Annotated in this window: 18 protein-coding genes; 2 read left to right on the top strand and 16 right to left on the bottom strand. The window is 49.7% G+C overall.

The genetic code is table 11. The features are described from left to right. Positions 1-237: 237 nt before the first annotated feature. Positions 238-459 carry a hypothetical protein gene (locus tag J2T14_RS30220; protein WP_307208526.1) on the bottom strand — a complete coding sequence of 74 codons (222 nt, stop codon included), beginning with the start codon at positions 457-459 and terminating at the stop codon, positions 238-240. Between the two features lie 127 nt (positions 460-586). Beyond that, entirely contained in the window at positions 587-1,213 is a 627-nt protein-coding gene (locus J2T14_RS30215; protein ID WP_307476849.1) for a stage II sporulation protein M, read from the bottom strand. 109 nt (positions 1,214-1,322) lie between these two features. On the opposite strand from J2T14_RS30215, the gene pdaB reads away from it, so the two are divergent. Continuing rightward, the gene (gene pdaB, locus J2T14_RS30210; protein WP_307208523.1) at positions 1,323-2,129 is read left to right on the top strand and encodes a polysaccharide deacetylase family sporulation protein PdaB; all 807 of its coding nucleotides are present in this window, start codon (positions 1,323-1,325) and stop codon (positions 2,127-2,129) included. A gap of 62 nt (positions 2,130-2,191) precedes the next feature. Here pdaB and J2T14_RS30205 read toward each other — a convergent pair whose 3' ends face one another. Then, entirely contained in the window at positions 2,192-2,815 is a 624-nt protein-coding gene (locus J2T14_RS30205) for a KinB-signaling pathway activation protein (RefSeq protein WP_307476847.1), read from the bottom strand. A 266-nt stretch (positions 2,816-3,081) separates the two neighbouring features. Between J2T14_RS30205 and gerD the strand changes: the two genes are divergently transcribed. Then, positions 3,082-3,786 (top strand): spore germination lipoprotein GerD, encoded by a 705-nt coding sequence (gene gerD / locus J2T14_RS30200; RefSeq protein WP_307208521.1) that lies wholly within the window; start codon positions 3,082-3,084, stop codon positions 3,784-3,786. Between the two features lie 90 nt (positions 3,787-3,876). Here the strand turns inward: gerD and J2T14_RS30195 are convergent, their stop codons facing one another. The 13 genes from J2T14_RS30195 to infA all read right to left on the bottom strand — a co-directional run bounded on the left by J2T14_RS30195 (position 3,877) and on the right by infA (position 12,738). Next, on the bottom strand, positions 3,877-4,956 hold the full coding sequence (locus J2T14_RS30195) for an Mrp/NBP35 family ATP-binding protein (RefSeq protein ID WP_307476845.1): 1,080 nt from the start codon (positions 4,954-4,956) through the stop codon (positions 3,877-3,879). Between the two features lie 113 nt (positions 4,957-5,069). Then, positions 5,070-5,837 (bottom strand): N-acetylmuramoyl-L-alanine amidase CwlD, encoded by a 768-nt coding sequence (cwlD, locus tag J2T14_RS30190; protein WP_307476843.1) that lies wholly within the window; start codon positions 5,835-5,837, stop codon positions 5,070-5,072. A gap of 118 nt (positions 5,838-5,955) precedes the next feature. Beyond that, positions 5,956-7,122 carry a sulfate adenylyltransferase gene (sat, locus tag J2T14_RS30185; RefSeq protein WP_307476841.1) on the bottom strand — a complete coding sequence of 389 codons (1,167 nt, stop codon included), beginning with the start codon at positions 7,120-7,122 and terminating at the stop codon, positions 5,956-5,958. A gap of 41 nt (positions 7,123-7,163) precedes the next feature. Then, positions 7,164-7,859 carry a phosphoadenylyl-sulfate reductase gene (locus J2T14_RS30180; RefSeq protein WP_307208516.1) on the bottom strand — a complete coding sequence of 232 codons (696 nt, stop codon included), beginning with the start codon at positions 7,857-7,859 and terminating at the stop codon, positions 7,164-7,166. Between the two features lie 274 nt (positions 7,860-8,133). Next, positions 8,134-8,526, bottom strand: a complete 393-nt coding sequence (gene rpsI / locus J2T14_RS30175) for a 30S ribosomal protein S9 (RefSeq protein ID WP_028609625.1) — start codon at positions 8,524-8,526, stop codon at positions 8,134-8,136. A gap of 20 nt (positions 8,527-8,546) precedes the next feature. After that, complete coding sequence (gene rplM, locus J2T14_RS30170) at positions 8,547-8,984, bottom strand: 50S ribosomal protein L13 (RefSeq protein WP_307208514.1); 438 nt, start codon at positions 8,982-8,984, stop codon at positions 8,547-8,549. A 184-nt stretch (positions 8,985-9,168) separates the two neighbouring features. Next, positions 9,169-9,921: a tRNA pseudouridine(38-40) synthase TruA gene (gene truA / locus J2T14_RS30165; RefSeq protein WP_307208513.1), complete on the bottom strand. Its 753-nt coding sequence runs from the start codon at positions 9,919-9,921 to the stop codon at positions 9,169-9,171. Positions 9,922-10,083: 162 nt separating this feature from the next. Beyond that, positions 10,084-10,449, bottom strand: coding sequence for a 50S ribosomal protein L17 (gene rplQ / locus J2T14_RS30160; RefSeq protein WP_307208512.1), 366 nt, complete (start codon positions 10,447-10,449; stop codon positions 10,084-10,086). Between the two features lie 45 nt (positions 10,450-10,494). Next, complete coding sequence (locus tag J2T14_RS30155) at positions 10,495-11,439, bottom strand: DNA-directed RNA polymerase subunit alpha (protein WP_307208511.1); 945 nt, start codon at positions 11,437-11,439, stop codon at positions 10,495-10,497. 124 nt (positions 11,440-11,563) lie between these two features. Beyond that, positions 11,564-11,959, bottom strand: a complete 396-nt coding sequence (gene rpsK, locus J2T14_RS30150) for a 30S ribosomal protein S11 (protein ID WP_112885744.1) — start codon at positions 11,957-11,959, stop codon at positions 11,564-11,566. A 19-nt stretch (positions 11,960-11,978) separates the two neighbouring features. Continuing rightward, positions 11,979-12,347 (bottom strand): 30S ribosomal protein S13, encoded by a 369-nt coding sequence (gene rpsM / locus J2T14_RS30145; protein WP_307208510.1) that lies wholly within the window; start codon positions 12,345-12,347, stop codon positions 11,979-11,981. Between the two features lie 19 nt (positions 12,348-12,366). After that, a complete protein-coding gene (gene rpmJ, locus J2T14_RS30140; protein ID WP_003333770.1) occupies positions 12,367-12,480 on the bottom strand; it encodes a 50S ribosomal protein L36 in 114 nt (37 codons plus the stop codon). Positions 12,481-12,522: 42 nt separating this feature from the next. Beyond that, positions 12,523-12,738 (bottom strand): translation initiation factor IF-1, encoded by a 216-nt coding sequence (infA, locus tag J2T14_RS30135; RefSeq protein ID WP_015847200.1) that lies wholly within the window; start codon positions 12,736-12,738, stop codon positions 12,523-12,525. Positions 12,739-12,740: the final 2 nt, after the last annotated feature.

The following is a 12,740-nucleotide window of genomic DNA, read 5'->3' as shown; positions in this document are numbered from 1 at the left end:
ACTGGCAGTTTCGCTCGTTGTTCAGTTTTCAAAGAACAATCATTTGTCTTTCGTGTCGGCCGTTTGTCTCAGCGGCGACTTTTATAATATATCACAGGGGCCTATTGTATTGCAACCCCTTTTTTTCGTTTTTTTTAAAAGGTTATATATATATCATTATCGCCTTCGATTTGTGCTTATCCAGTGCAGGCTGACCATCTTCGTTAGACGCCAGCCGCTTCACTGTATGTACGCCCTTTACCGGTAGGTTCGGGCATTAAGCGCGTAGCGCGATAACTCCTTGGGAGATGCAATGCGTGCGTACATACGGAAGATGATTTTGTACCTCCGCGCGATCGCTTGCTTAATATCTCCATCCAATCTCGAATCATTCAGGTCAAGCAGCATTTCGTCCAATTCTTTGCGCAATACGTAGTCGAGTTCTTTGCATTCCTTATCGTTGAACAGTATTCCGAGCATAACCGTAAGCGGCCTCCTTTTCAGATACAAAGCGCAATTGGACCGTCCCCATGAGACAGAAAAAGCAGTGCCGCCGTTAATGCTTAGGACACCGCTTTACTGTTATGCTCAAATATTGGAAAAAATATTACAACGACAACAACCAAACTGAAAGTGTGCTCTCGATTATAGAAGCAACAAGCATGGCAAGGGGCAGTAAAACGATCATCGGCACGGTACGCGCAACAAACGATTCGTAATCTTTGCCTATGACCGGCAGCTTCGATCTGCTAAACAATAGGCTGCCGAGTCCGCGGAAACCAAGCGTTCCGAATTTCATGCCATACGCACATGCGATTATGATGGCCGGAATCTCGATGATGCCATGCGGCAAAATGCCTTTAAGCACGACCGATGCCATAAAGGCCGCTCCTTCTTGCGCAGCGATGTTTTGCAGTAAATAGCCGATCACCATGCCATTTACAACGATAAACAATAACGGAACGATACCGAAGAATGCGCCAAGATACATGACGAATACCGATTTGATAGCATTATTAAGGAAGATGATGACCGAAAGCGTTAACGTCGGATTGTCCGAATTCTTGGCAACGTCTGATATCCCGCTGAGACCGACTAGCTGATTATTCAGAAACGCGTGAAAGACGGGATTCGTTCCTCCAATAACCATGCCGGCAAAAAACAGTATAAATCCGAAAGCAATGTACGGATTCATCTGCTTCAGATGCTCCATGATCGACTTCGCTTTAAACACAACATGACCTCCCTGCTAGATGTTCTTTCGTATAATGGAACAAGCATGAATAAACCGGTTGTACGAGCATAGATTGTACTACAAGCGCAAATAAGGGAGGAGCATTCCTATGAATGTTTTTTACGTGCTCAACGGTCAGAAACTGAAAAGGTATTTTTTAATCGCCGTCGCCGTCGCTTTTTCCATCGGCATTATCTATGCTGAACGCGACAATATTACCGTATTCGCCCCGCAGCAGCCTGCAGCCATCTACAGTATACCTACCGAGAAGAAGATTGTCGCCCTTACGTTCGACATTAGCTGGGGTGAAAAGAAGACAGAACCGATACTTAATGTACTAAAAGAAAAGAACGTTAAGCAAGCTACGTTTTTTCTCTCGTCGCCCTGGAGTCAGTCCCACCCCGATATTGTGAAGAAAATTATCGATGCCGGCTTCGAGATCGGAAGCCATGGCCACAAGCATGATAATTACAGCAAGTTCAGCGACGAGGAAATTCGCAAGCAAATTATGACTGCGCATACGATCTTAACCGACGTAACCGGCAAGCAGCCGAATTTGATTCGGCTTCCTAATGGGGACTTCGACAAGCGCGTCCTTCGTATCGCGGAAGAATTGAATTACAAAGTCATTCAATGGGATACCGATTCACTGGATTGGATGACCCCCGGAACGGACAAAATCGTGAACCGCGTCGTAACAAAAACGCATCCGGGCGATATTATTCTTCTCCATGCGAGCGACTCCGCCAAGCAGACAGCGGAAGCTTTGCCCGCTATTATCGATCAATTGCGCAGCAACGGCTATGATTTCGTCAACGTATCGGAGCTGATCTCCCAGACGGATATCGAAGGCAAGCCTGTACAGGAAAAATCAGCATCGACCGCAGCTTTTCCGCAATGGAGTGCCAAGGAATAACTTTGAACTTTGAGTATAATAAGGTAAACAATGAACGGCTCGCATCGAAGCCGCTCTTGTTTTTAGACGACCGGCTTTGCAGCGCTTGCTGCGGAGTCGGTCGCTTCATTTTTGACCAGACGGTGCATCATCATAATTTGGTACGCATTGCAGACGAATAACGGAATCATCATAAAAACGATTGCGGAAACGTTCGTTTCCCCCTGCAACGCGGGCCAAGCTTCAATGAAAGTAATAACGAACATAAGGAACATCGTCGGCACGAAAGCGGTTTTGTTCGTTTGCTTCACTTTGTACCAAGAAACGGCAACCGACAGGATGACGAGTATTAGCGGCAATACCCAAAAGAACCAATTATTCGTCCGCTGCTCGAACAACACGTAGCCAAGGCCGATGGCTGCGAATACCGTCGTGTAGCCTTGCAACGCGTTCCACAAATACTTTTTGCGAAATACGCTTAGCGCTATGTAATTCAGCGTCAAGTAAGCGAAGAAGCCCATTTGGCTGAACGCCCCAATCATTAAGCCGACGATTGCCATCATTAAGGCGTTGAAGCCGGTCGCTTCGAGTCCCATAAAGCCGAAGTCCTGGTCCGTCCATGACATAATCGACCCGCTAATGACGCAAGCTACCGCTCCGACCGCCATACAGCTCCAAAATAAAAAGAACCATTTTCTTAAATTCACTTCCAATTCCTCCTGTAAAATGGGCTTAACGCCGATGCATATTCAGCGATGCACCAGCCGGTTCGTTATTAGTGGTGAAGGCTGTTAAACAAGCCTTATGCAAACACCCTTTATTTTACCACGTTCGGGGCAAAAAGCTAACTGATACTCATGATAATACGGTGAACTTTGCGCATAATAAAAGCATCATCCTGCATCAAATGCAGGGCAATCCCTGCCTCTTGCGATGGTTGCACTAGCGCTGACATAGAAGGGAGCAAGGCCATATGCGCAATCGATGGGCTTTATTGTTGGTTATCCCGGCTTTGGCGATCATGTTGACAAGCTGCGGCTCAGAACCGACAGGTGGAAACCAACAGGTGAGTTATAAGGATATGAAGTCAATGGTCATTGACATCCTGAAGACGGAGGATGCTCAGAAGGCGCTTCAAGAGTCTTCCCAGCAGATGTCGGGCTATAGCGGCAGTACGTCGAAGCTCCTCTCCGTTCAGGATCAGGAGGAAGTACGACTTGCGGTCAAAGACGTGCTCGTCTCCCCCGACTACGACAAAGTCATTAAGAAACTGATGGTCGATACGCGGTTCGCGGGGGAGTTCGCCAAGTCAGTCAACAAGCAGAACAAAGAAATTCACAAGGAATTGATCAAGGATCCGTCGTATCAAGCCGATCTCGTTAAAGTTCTGAAGACGCCGGAAATGGACAAAATGATTCTCGAGGTGCTGCAAAGCACGCAATACCGCAAAGAAGTCATGTCGCTCATGCAGGAATCGATGCAAAATCCGCTTTTCCGCCTTGAAGTGCTTGACTTGATGAAGAAAGCGGTGCAGGAGGAGCTTAAGCCGAATCCGGAAGAGAAAGTCGAGAAGAAAAAGAAGGAAGAAGAACCAGCGTCCGGTGAGGAATCCGGCGGTGAGGAATCAGGTGGCGAGGAATCCGGCGGCGAGGAGTCAGGCGGCGAGGGCGAGAGTTAAAAGCAAGGAAGTGAAGAAGCCAGAACGCAGCAACGCGATTGCTATTCTGGCTTCTTCTCTATGTTGTTATGTTTTGGCTGATTCGGCTTCCTAGCCTTCGAGCTTTCTAAGCACCCGATCCGCCAGCTCCAAGTACAAGCCGCCCGTCTCCGTGTCGGCCTTATAGACCGACGGTGCGAAATCCGGTTCGGATATATGGTTATCCGGTGCGCCGAGCGGAATTTGGGCAAGTAAATCCGCATTAAGCGATTCGGCAAGCCTTGCGCCGCCTCCGCGTCCGAACACGTACTCCTTCTCCCCTGTCGAAGTGGAGACGTAATACGACATGTTCTCGACGATGCCGATAATCTCATGCTCCGTCTTAATGGCCATCGCTCCTGCCCGGGCAGCTACGAAAGCCGCTGTTGCATGCGGAGTCGTAACGATAATTTCCTTGCTCTGCGGAATGATCTGATGAACGTCGAGCGCTACGTCGCCTGTGCCTGGAGGCAGATCAAGCAGCAAGTAGTCGAGCTCGCCCCATTCGATTTCCTGGAAAAAGTTGCGCAGCATCTTGCCGAGCATCGGTCCGCGCCATACGATCGGGCTGTTATCCTCGACGAAAAAGCCCATCGACATTACCTTAACGCCAAACTTCTCGATCGGGATCACCCGCTCGTTCACGACGTTCGGACGCTCCTCGATGCCCATCATATCGGGCACGCTGAAGCCGTAGATGTCGGCGTCGATAATGCCGACGCGCTTGCCCTTGCGGGCTAAGGCGACCGCCAGGTTCACGGTCACCGTCGACTTGCCGACGCCGCCCTTGCCGCTGGCGACGGCGATGAACTTCACGTTGCTGGCAGGATCCAGCAACGCGCTGGCGAGTCCGGCGCCGTGCCCCTGCACCGGCGCCGCCCCTGCTCCCGCAGGCGCAGCAGGCTTAGCCTTGCTGCCAGCGTCAGGCGCGGGCTCGCTCCGAAACCGGCAATGCACGGTTTCGGCACCCTCCCGCGCCAGCGCCTCGCGAAGCGAGGCTTCCAGCGCGGTTTGCACGTCCGCGCCGGCCCCAAGGACCGTCAACGATACTTGACGGTCCCTTACCATTACGTCGCGGATCGTAATTCCATCCGCGCTATACGCACTCGTCACCGAACCGACGAGATCAATCACTTGTTCACGCGTTAACATCGGTTATGTCCCACCTTTATGTAATCACATTTCGAACGGATTAACTCTAATTATAGCATAGTATGTCCATCAGCCAACCAGCGAAAAACGACTGTTTCGTTCGTTCGCTGGCGCTACTCCTGCACCTCGGTAACCTTCTCGCCGGAGCTGTATCTTAGTATGCCTTGATAGATCGATGCGGCAACCTGGCGCTGGTATTCCGTATCCGCCAGGCGTGCAGCCTCCCCCGGATTTGATAGAAATCCGACCTCGACGAGCGCAGTAGGAACATCCGCAAGCTCCTTCAGCACATAGACATCCTTCTTCGTCGCCGGCATACGGCTCGTATTCTCCAGATTGCGTTTTATCTCATCCTGGATGAATGTTGCAAGCGATCGGTTGTCCGGATGTTTGTCCGGGTGGAAAAACGTCTGCGCACCCGACCACTTATCCGACGGAATACTGTTCATATGGATGCTGATGACGGCCGCAGGATGATTCTCCTTAATGAGCGCAACTCGCTTCTTAAGATCTTCGGTCTTCCGCTTGCTGTAAGCGCGCGAATCTCCAGTGGCTAGGTCGTAATCCCCTTCGCGCGTCATTAAGACGACAGCACCCGCCTGCTGCAAATAATCGCGCAGGTAGAGGGCTATTGCAAGGTTCAAGTCCTTCTCGATTACGCCCTCCTTGCTCATCGCGCCTCCATCAACGCCGCCGTGTCCGGCATCGATCGCGATCGTCTTGCCGGACAACGGCATCGTCCAATACGACCATGTTCGAGCCGAAGGCATTCCTTGTCCGAGCAGTACGGCCGTTAAGGCGATCACGATCAAACCAATTGTGATCCGGATCGCTCCCTTATAATTAATCCATACGACGAAATGCCGACCTAATCGGCGCATAAAAAAACCACCCCGTCCTTCATATAATGATGCGGCAACAGCACACTACCATTTATATGGGACGAGATGGCGTATTATGTGAGTCTTGTCTTATCGGACAACACTTGCTTATTTCGAATTAGCTAACCGGCTGTTCGGACATGCCTTCAATGAGAATCTTCGCCACTTCCGGACGGGAGAATTCCGGCGGCGGGCAAACGCCGTCGCGCAGCAAAGCGCGAACCTTCGTACCCGACAAAGTGAGATGAACCGACTTGTCATGCGGGCAAGTCTTCGAAGTAGCCATATTGCCGCAGCTTGTGCAGAAGAAGCTATGCTCGAAGAACAGCGGCGTAATACCTAGATCTTCGGCAGGAATCGTCTTGAGCAGGTCTTGTGCTTCATACGTGCCGTAGTAGTCGCCTACGCCGGCATGGTCGCGTCCTACGATAAAGTGGGAGCAGCCATAGTTTTTGCGTACAAGCGCGTGGAAGATCGCCTCGCGTGGTCCTGCATAACGCATAGCAGCCGGGAATACGCCAAGGAATACACGATCCTTCGGATAGTAGTTCTCAAGAAGCGCCAGGTAGCTTTTCATACGAACGTTAGCCGGAACATCGTCCGACTTCGTTTCGCCGACAAGCGGATTGAGGAACAGAGCGTCTACGATCTCCATAGCCGTCTTCTGGATGTACTCGTGAGCACGGTGAACCGGGTTACGGGTCTGGAAGCCTACAACCGTCTTCCAGCCGTTCTCAGCGAACATGCGGCGCGTCTCGGACGGGTCAAAATAGAATTCTTCGAACTTCTCTGGCTGCGGACGGTTAAGAACCGTGATCGCACCCCCAACATACGTCGAAGAACGTTCGAACAGCTTCTGAACGCCTGGATGTTCCAGATCATCCGTCTTGAATACGTTAACGGCTTCATGCTTTTGGTCGACCTTGTAGATACTCTCTACTTGGATTACCCCGTATACGATGCCGTCTTCGCCAACAAGCGCCGCGCGCTCGCCAACCGTAAGCTCAGCAGCTTTCGCGTCTTCAACGGCCAGAGTAATCGGAATGCTCCATACGGTGCCATTCGCAAGACGCATCGTATCAACGACACTGCGGTAGTCAGCTTCGTTCAAGAAACCTGTCAGCGGCGAGAATGCGCCTACGCCAATCAGATCAAGGTCGGAGATCGTCCATGTATTGATCGTGATGGATTTCAATCCTGCAACTTCGTTCAACAGTGCTTCGCGTTCTGCGCCAGCAGCGACACGGTTAACCAGTACGCCGCCATGCGGTAAAATTTGACTCATAGTGTACAAGTGCCTCCTCAAGGTGTAAACCTTACATCCAATTATTTATGCAAACCGCATTCCGTTTTCTCTTGTCCAGCCCAGCGACCCGCGCGCGGGTCTTCGCCCGGCATAACTTTACGAGTGCATTGCTCGCAGCCGATGCTTGGGTAGTTTTGGTCATGCAGCGGGTTGTAGATAACGTCATTCTCGCGAATGTAGTTCCACACGTCTTCGTTGGTCCAGCTTGCGATCGGGTTGAACTTTACCAAACCGAATTTCGTATCGTATTCGATTTTCTTCGAGTTGGCGCGTGTAGGCGCTTGATCGCGGCGAATCCCCGTAATCCAAGCTTCGTATTTCGAAAGAATGTTCGTGAGCGGCTTGACTTTACGAATATTGCAGCAGGCGTTCGCGTCGGATTTCCACAGCTCTTCGCCGAACTGAGCAGCTTGCTCCTCAGGCGTAAGCTCAGGCTTCACTTCTACGAAAGGAATGCCCGGGTAGCGCTCTACCATACGGTCGCGCGTCTCATACGTTTCTTTGAAATGGAAATCCGTGTCCAGATAGAAAATATCTGTTTTCGGACTAATTTTTTGAAGCATATCAACTAATACGACATCTTCCGCGCCGAAGCTGCAGGCGAAAGTAATATTAGGGAATGTCTCTACCGCAAAAGCGATGATTTCCTCTGGCGTCGCATTCTCAAGCTCAACAGCCTTTTGCGCGATAAGCGCTTCTTTTTCGAAAAGATTCATTGAGTTTGCCCTCCGTCATTAATTCCAAGTAAATTGGTCTGTAATAAAATTATACGTCTTTCGCTCCCATTGTTCAATCCTTTGTTTGAACCAATATACACTAATGAGAAAACCTTTATCGAAGCCTTTCGAAGATGAGCGACCGCGTCCAGAGGAAGGTTTTATCGCCATTAAGAATTTATAATTTCCAGTATCACGAAATCTTACAATTCTTATGTGGTAAAAACAAAAAATACCTTCCCTGGCGTGCAGAGAAGGTATCGTCGTAAGCGTATTAACGTTTCGAGAATTGTGGAGCGCGACGTGCCGCTTTAAGACCGTATTTTTTACGTTCTTTCATACGCGGATCACGAGTCAGGAAGCCTGCGCGTTTCAGAGCTGGACGGAATTCCGGGTCAGCTTTGAGCAATGCGCGGGAAATACCGTGACGGATAGCGCCGGCTTGACCGGACATGCCGCCGCCGTTAGCGATAACCAATACGTCATATTTCGAAAGCGTATCAGTCAGGTTAAGCGGTTGTTTTACGATCAGCTTGAGTGTTTCTAAACCAAAATATTCATTCAAATCGCGTTTATTAACAATGATTCGTCCTTCACCCGGCACAAGACGTACACGTGCAACAGAGTGTTTACGACGACCGGTTCCATAGTATTGCACTTGAGCCATGAAACTTGTCCTCCTCTTTATTACCCGCGAAGTTCGTAAACTTCAGGGTTTTGTGCTTGATGTGGATGTTCCGCACCTGCGTATACTTTAAGTTTAAGCTTCATTTTGTCACCAAGACGATTCTTAGGCAACATACCGTGAACGGCGAATTCGATAACGCGTTCTGGCTTGTTTTTGATCATTTCTTGTGCTGGTGTAACTTTCAGACCGCCTGGGTGCATCGAGTGACGGTAGTACATTTTGTCCGACATTTTCTTGCCTGTCAATACGATCTTCTCAGCGTTGATAACAACGACGAAATCTCCTGTATCAACATGTGGCGTAAATTGCGGTTTGTGTTTGCCGCGGATAAGAGCAGCAGCTTCACTAGCCAAACGACCAAGCGTTTTGCCTTCCGCATCGATGACGAACCATTTACGCTCAACTTCATTTGGCTTAGCCATATAGGTGGTACGCATGGATGATCCTCCTTAATTCTCATACATTAATCATTTTTTTATAACAACGTTTCCGTTGGTTTGATATTCATTGTTGATCGCCAAGTTTGTAACTTTCTCAGTCGGGGCTGTGGGATAGCCACTTCGAAAGCACAAGTTATATTCTACTATAAAGACTAGGTATAAGCAAGTTATTTATAGCTAATTATAATGACGTTTGGCCGGAATATTCGACGTTCAGCAGCATTAGTCCATGGGCCATAGCCGTTGGTCCCGCAAGTGAACGATTACGGCCTTCAAGGATCCGTTTCACATCGTCCGGAACGAGCTTGCCTTCGCCTACCCACAGCAAAGTCCCCATAATAACACGCACCATATTATACAGAAATCCGTTGCCGGTAATGTACATATGTACGATAGGTCCTTCCTTCACGAAGTCGGCTTCATACACGGTACGCACATGATGCGGCTTAGTCGAGTGAATCGAGGTGAACGAGGTGAAATCATGCTCGCCAATGAGGTGCATGAGTCCCTCCCGCATCGCCTCCACATTCAGAGGAGCCGGATGATGAAAGCGGTACTGCCGTCCGAACACATCGGGAAACTTCCCGGTGTCGATCGTATAGCGGTACGTCTTGCGCTTAGCCGAACGTCTCGCATGAAAGTGTTCAGGCACATCAATGGCTTCTATAATGACGATATCTTTCGGCAAGCGCGTATTGAGGGCAATAGCCCACCGTTCCGTCGGTATGGTCGACTCCGTGTAGAAGTTGAATACCTGACCTTGCGCATGCACGCCAGCATCGGTGCGTCCCGAACCGATTATAATAATCGTCTCGCCGGTCAAAAGCTTGATCGCCTTCTCAATCTCATCCTGAACGGTTCTTCCGTAAGGCTGCGACTGAAAGCCGTTAAATCCGGCTCCGTCGTAGCTTACTTTCACGCAAATGTTCCTCATCGCTGACACCTCCTGGCCACTGCAATCTGATTACCCAATAAAAAAAGGTGGCCGCAAGGGTCCACCCTTTCTCTGTATATAGGCACAAGGCTTATATACTACGCAATTGCGGCATCGTCCTTCAAGAAGGACGATTGCAGCTCTTGCGATAGGTCCGGTCAATTACGCGCGGTCAACCAGTTCCAGGTAAACCATAGGCGCAGCATCGCCGCGACGAGGTCCTAGCTTCAGGATGCGCGTGTATCCGCCCGCACGTTCCGAGTAACGGGTGGCCAGTTCGGAGAACAGCTTTTGGATTGCGTCTTGCTCACCGTCAACGGATTCGCGACGAACATAAGCTGCTACTTGACGACGAGCATGAAGATCACCTTGCTTCGCTTTCGTGATCAGCTTCTCAGCGATTGAACGAACTTCTTTCGCTTTAGCTTCTGTCGTTTGGATACGCTCATAAAGGAACAAGTCAGTAACGAGGTCACGGAACAAAGCCTTCCGTGCACTAGCGTCACGTCCTAATTTTTGATATGCCATCTTGTTTTCCCCTCCCTTGCAATGTTGTCTACACTAAGTTGGTCTCTACTCTTCCATACGCAGGCCGAGGCCCAGCTCTTCCAGCTTCTCTTGAACTTCCTCGAGGGATTTGCGGCCCAAGTTACGAACCTTCATCATGTCCTCTTCGGATTTCGTAATCAGCTCTTGAACGGTGTTAATGCCTGCGCGTTTCAAGCAGTTGTAAGAACGTACGGAAAGGTCCAGTTCCTCGATCGTCATCTCCAGAACTTTCTCTTTCTTGTCTTCTTCCTTCTCGACCATTATCTCCGCGTCTTTGGCTTCATCGGTTAATCCAACGAACAAGTCCAAATGCTCGGTCAAAATTTTAGCGCCGAGGCTTACAGCCTCTTCCGGTCTAATGCTACCGTCCGTCCATACTTCAAGCGTCAGTTTGTCATAGTTAGTGACTTGACCGACGCGCGTATTTTCAACGCTGTAGTTGACACGAGTAATTGGCGTGTAGATCGAATCGACAGGAATAACTCCGATCGGTTGATCCTCTCTCTTGTTGCGGTCCGCTTGCACGTAGCCGCGTCCCCGATTGGCAAAAATCCGCATATGGAGCCGCGCGCCGGAGGCCAAGGTTGCGATGTGAAGATCAGGGCTTAAAATCTCGACATCACTGTCAGCTCGAATGTCGCCCGCCGTAACGTTCCCTTCGCCTTCCGCGTCGATTTCCAACACCTTTTCTTCATCGGAGTGGATTTTTAACGAGAGGCCCTTCAGGTTCAGAATGATTTCGGTAACATCCTCAATCACTCCGGGAACCGTAGAGAACTCGTGAAGCACTCCGTCGATCTGAACCGAGGTTACTGCTGCTCCCGGCAACGAAGACAACAAAATTCGGCGAAGCGAATTTCCAAGCGTCGTTCCGTATCCGCGTTCGAGCGGTTCAACGACGAACCGTCCGTAAGTTCCCTCGTCATTCAGTTCAACGGTTTCGATTTTCGGCTTTTCGATCTCAATCACTAATAGTACCCTCCTTCAAACGTCGCTCCGTTATTACGTTATTTTAAGTCAAATCTCGTAGTATGCCAAACCTTCACAACCATTATTCACAAGTTGCAGTTATTTGATACCACCGTTGATCCAACTACACGCGACGACGTTTCGGAGGACGGCATCCGTTATGCGGAACTGGGGTAACGTCTTTAATGAGGTTAACTTCCAATCCTGCAGCTTGAAGCGAGCGGATCGCTGCTTCGCGGCCTGCGCCTGGACCTTTAACCATCACTTCGACAGTTTTCATGCCATGCTCCATTGCAGCTTTCGCTGCGGATTCAGCAGCCATTTGAGCAGCGAATGGCGTGCTCTTACGGGAGCCCTTGAATCCAAGGTTACCGGAGCTTGCCCAGGAGATTGCATTGCCGTGCGGATCCGTGATCGTAACGATCGTATTGTTAAACGTCGAGCGAATGTGCGCAACGCCAGAGTCAATATTTTTCCGGTCGCGACGTTTTGTACGTACGACTTTTTTCGGTTTAGCCATTGTCCATTATCCTCCCTTCTTATTTCTTCTTGTTAGCTACAGTCCGACGAGGACCTTTGCGAGTACGAGCGTTTGTTTTTGTACGTTGACCGCGAACAGGCAAACCGCGACGGTGACGAAGACCACGGTAGCAGCCGATTTCAGTCAGGCGTTTAATGTTAAGCGAAATTTCACGACGCAGGTCGCCTTCTACTTTAACGCTTTTGTCGATTGCTTCACGCAAACGGCCCAATTCGTCTTCAGTAAGATCGCGAACGCGAGTGTCATAGTTAACATCAGCAGCAGTCAACAAAGTTTGTGAAGTCTTCTTGCCAATACCGAAGATGTACGTCAAGGCGATTTCGACGCGTTTATCACGCGGCAAGTCTACACCAGCTATACGTGCCATAGGCTATATATTCCTCCTTCTATCCTTGTTTTTGTTTGTGTTTCGGATTTTCACAAATCACCATAACGTTGCCTTTACGACGAATGACTTTGCATTTTTCGCAGATCGGCTTTACCGAAGGTCTGACCTTCATTGTGATTACCTCCCGAATCTTTCGGCAGCAGGCTTATTCGGCCTACTTCCGATAGGTGATGCGCCCTCTTGATAAATCATAAGGCGATAACTGTATAACCACTTTGTCTCCTGTCAGGATGCGGATAAAATGCATTCTGAGCTTCCCGGAAACGTGTGCGAGAATCTGATGACCGTTCTCCAGCTCCACCTTGAACATCGCATTTGGCAACGGTTCGATTACCGTGCCTTCGACCTCAATGACGTCTTCCTTAGCCACCG

Source organism: Paenibacillus harenae (assembly GCF_030812415.1).
Classification (GTDB): domain Bacteria; phylum Bacillota; class Bacilli; order Paenibacillales; family Paenibacillaceae; genus Pristimantibacillus; species Pristimantibacillus harenae_A.
The sequence above is the reverse complement of the archived record's forward strand: the minus strand, read 5'-3'. Positions and strand labels throughout refer to the sequence as shown.

Excerpts from the sequence above, each read along its gene's own strand:
- J2T14_RS30220 (WP_307208526.1), bottom strand. The coding sequence starts at position 459 with ATGCTCGGAATACTGTTCAACGATAAGGAATGCAAAGAACTCGACTAC.
- rpsK (WP_112885744.1), bottom strand. The coding sequence starts at position 11,959 with ATGGCTAAACCGAAAAAAGTCGTACGTACAAAACGTCGCGACCGGAAA.
- J2T14_RS30195 (WP_307476845.1), bottom strand. The coding sequence starts at position 4,956 with ATGTTAACGCGTGAACAAGTGATTGATCTCGTCGGTTCGGTGACGAGT.
- gerD (WP_307208521.1), top strand. The coding sequence starts at position 3,082 with ATGCGCAATCGATGGGCTTTATTGTTGGTTATCCCGGCTTTGGCGATC.
- rpmJ (WP_003333770.1), bottom strand. The coding sequence starts at position 12,480 with ATGAAGGTCAGACCTTCGGTAAAGCCGATCTGCGAAAAATGCAAAGTC.
- rplQ (WP_307208512.1), bottom strand. The coding sequence starts at position 10,449 with ATGGCATATCAAAAATTAGGACGTGACGCTAGTGCACGGAAGGCTTTG.
- rpsI (WP_028609625.1), bottom strand. The coding sequence starts at position 8,526 with ATGGCTCAAGTGCAATACTATGGAACCGGTCGTCGTAAACACTCTGTT.
- rpsM (WP_307208510.1), bottom strand. The coding sequence starts at position 12,347 with ATGGCACGTATAGCTGGTGTAGACTTGCCGCGTGATAAACGCGTCGAA.
- J2T14_RS30180 (WP_307208516.1), bottom strand. The coding sequence starts at position 7,859 with ATGAATCTTTTCGAAAAAGAAGCGCTTATCGCGCAAAAGGCTGTTGAG.
- truA (WP_307208513.1), bottom strand. The coding sequence starts at position 9,921 with ATGAGGAACATTTGCGTGAAAGTAAGCTACGACGGAGCCGGATTTAAC.
- pdaB (WP_307208523.1), top strand. The coding sequence starts at position 1,323 with ATGAATGTTTTTTACGTGCTCAACGGTCAGAAACTGAAAAGGTATTTT.
- cwlD (WP_307476843.1), bottom strand. The coding sequence starts at position 5,837 with ATGCGCCGATTAGGTCGGCATTTCGTCGTATGGATTAATTATAAGGGA.
- rplM (WP_307208514.1), bottom strand. The coding sequence starts at position 8,984 with ATGCGTACCACCTATATGGCTAAGCCAAATGAAGTTGAGCGTAAATGG.
- sat (WP_307476841.1), bottom strand. The coding sequence starts at position 7,122 with ATGAGTCAAATTTTACCGCATGGCGGCGTACTGGTTAACCGTGTCGCT.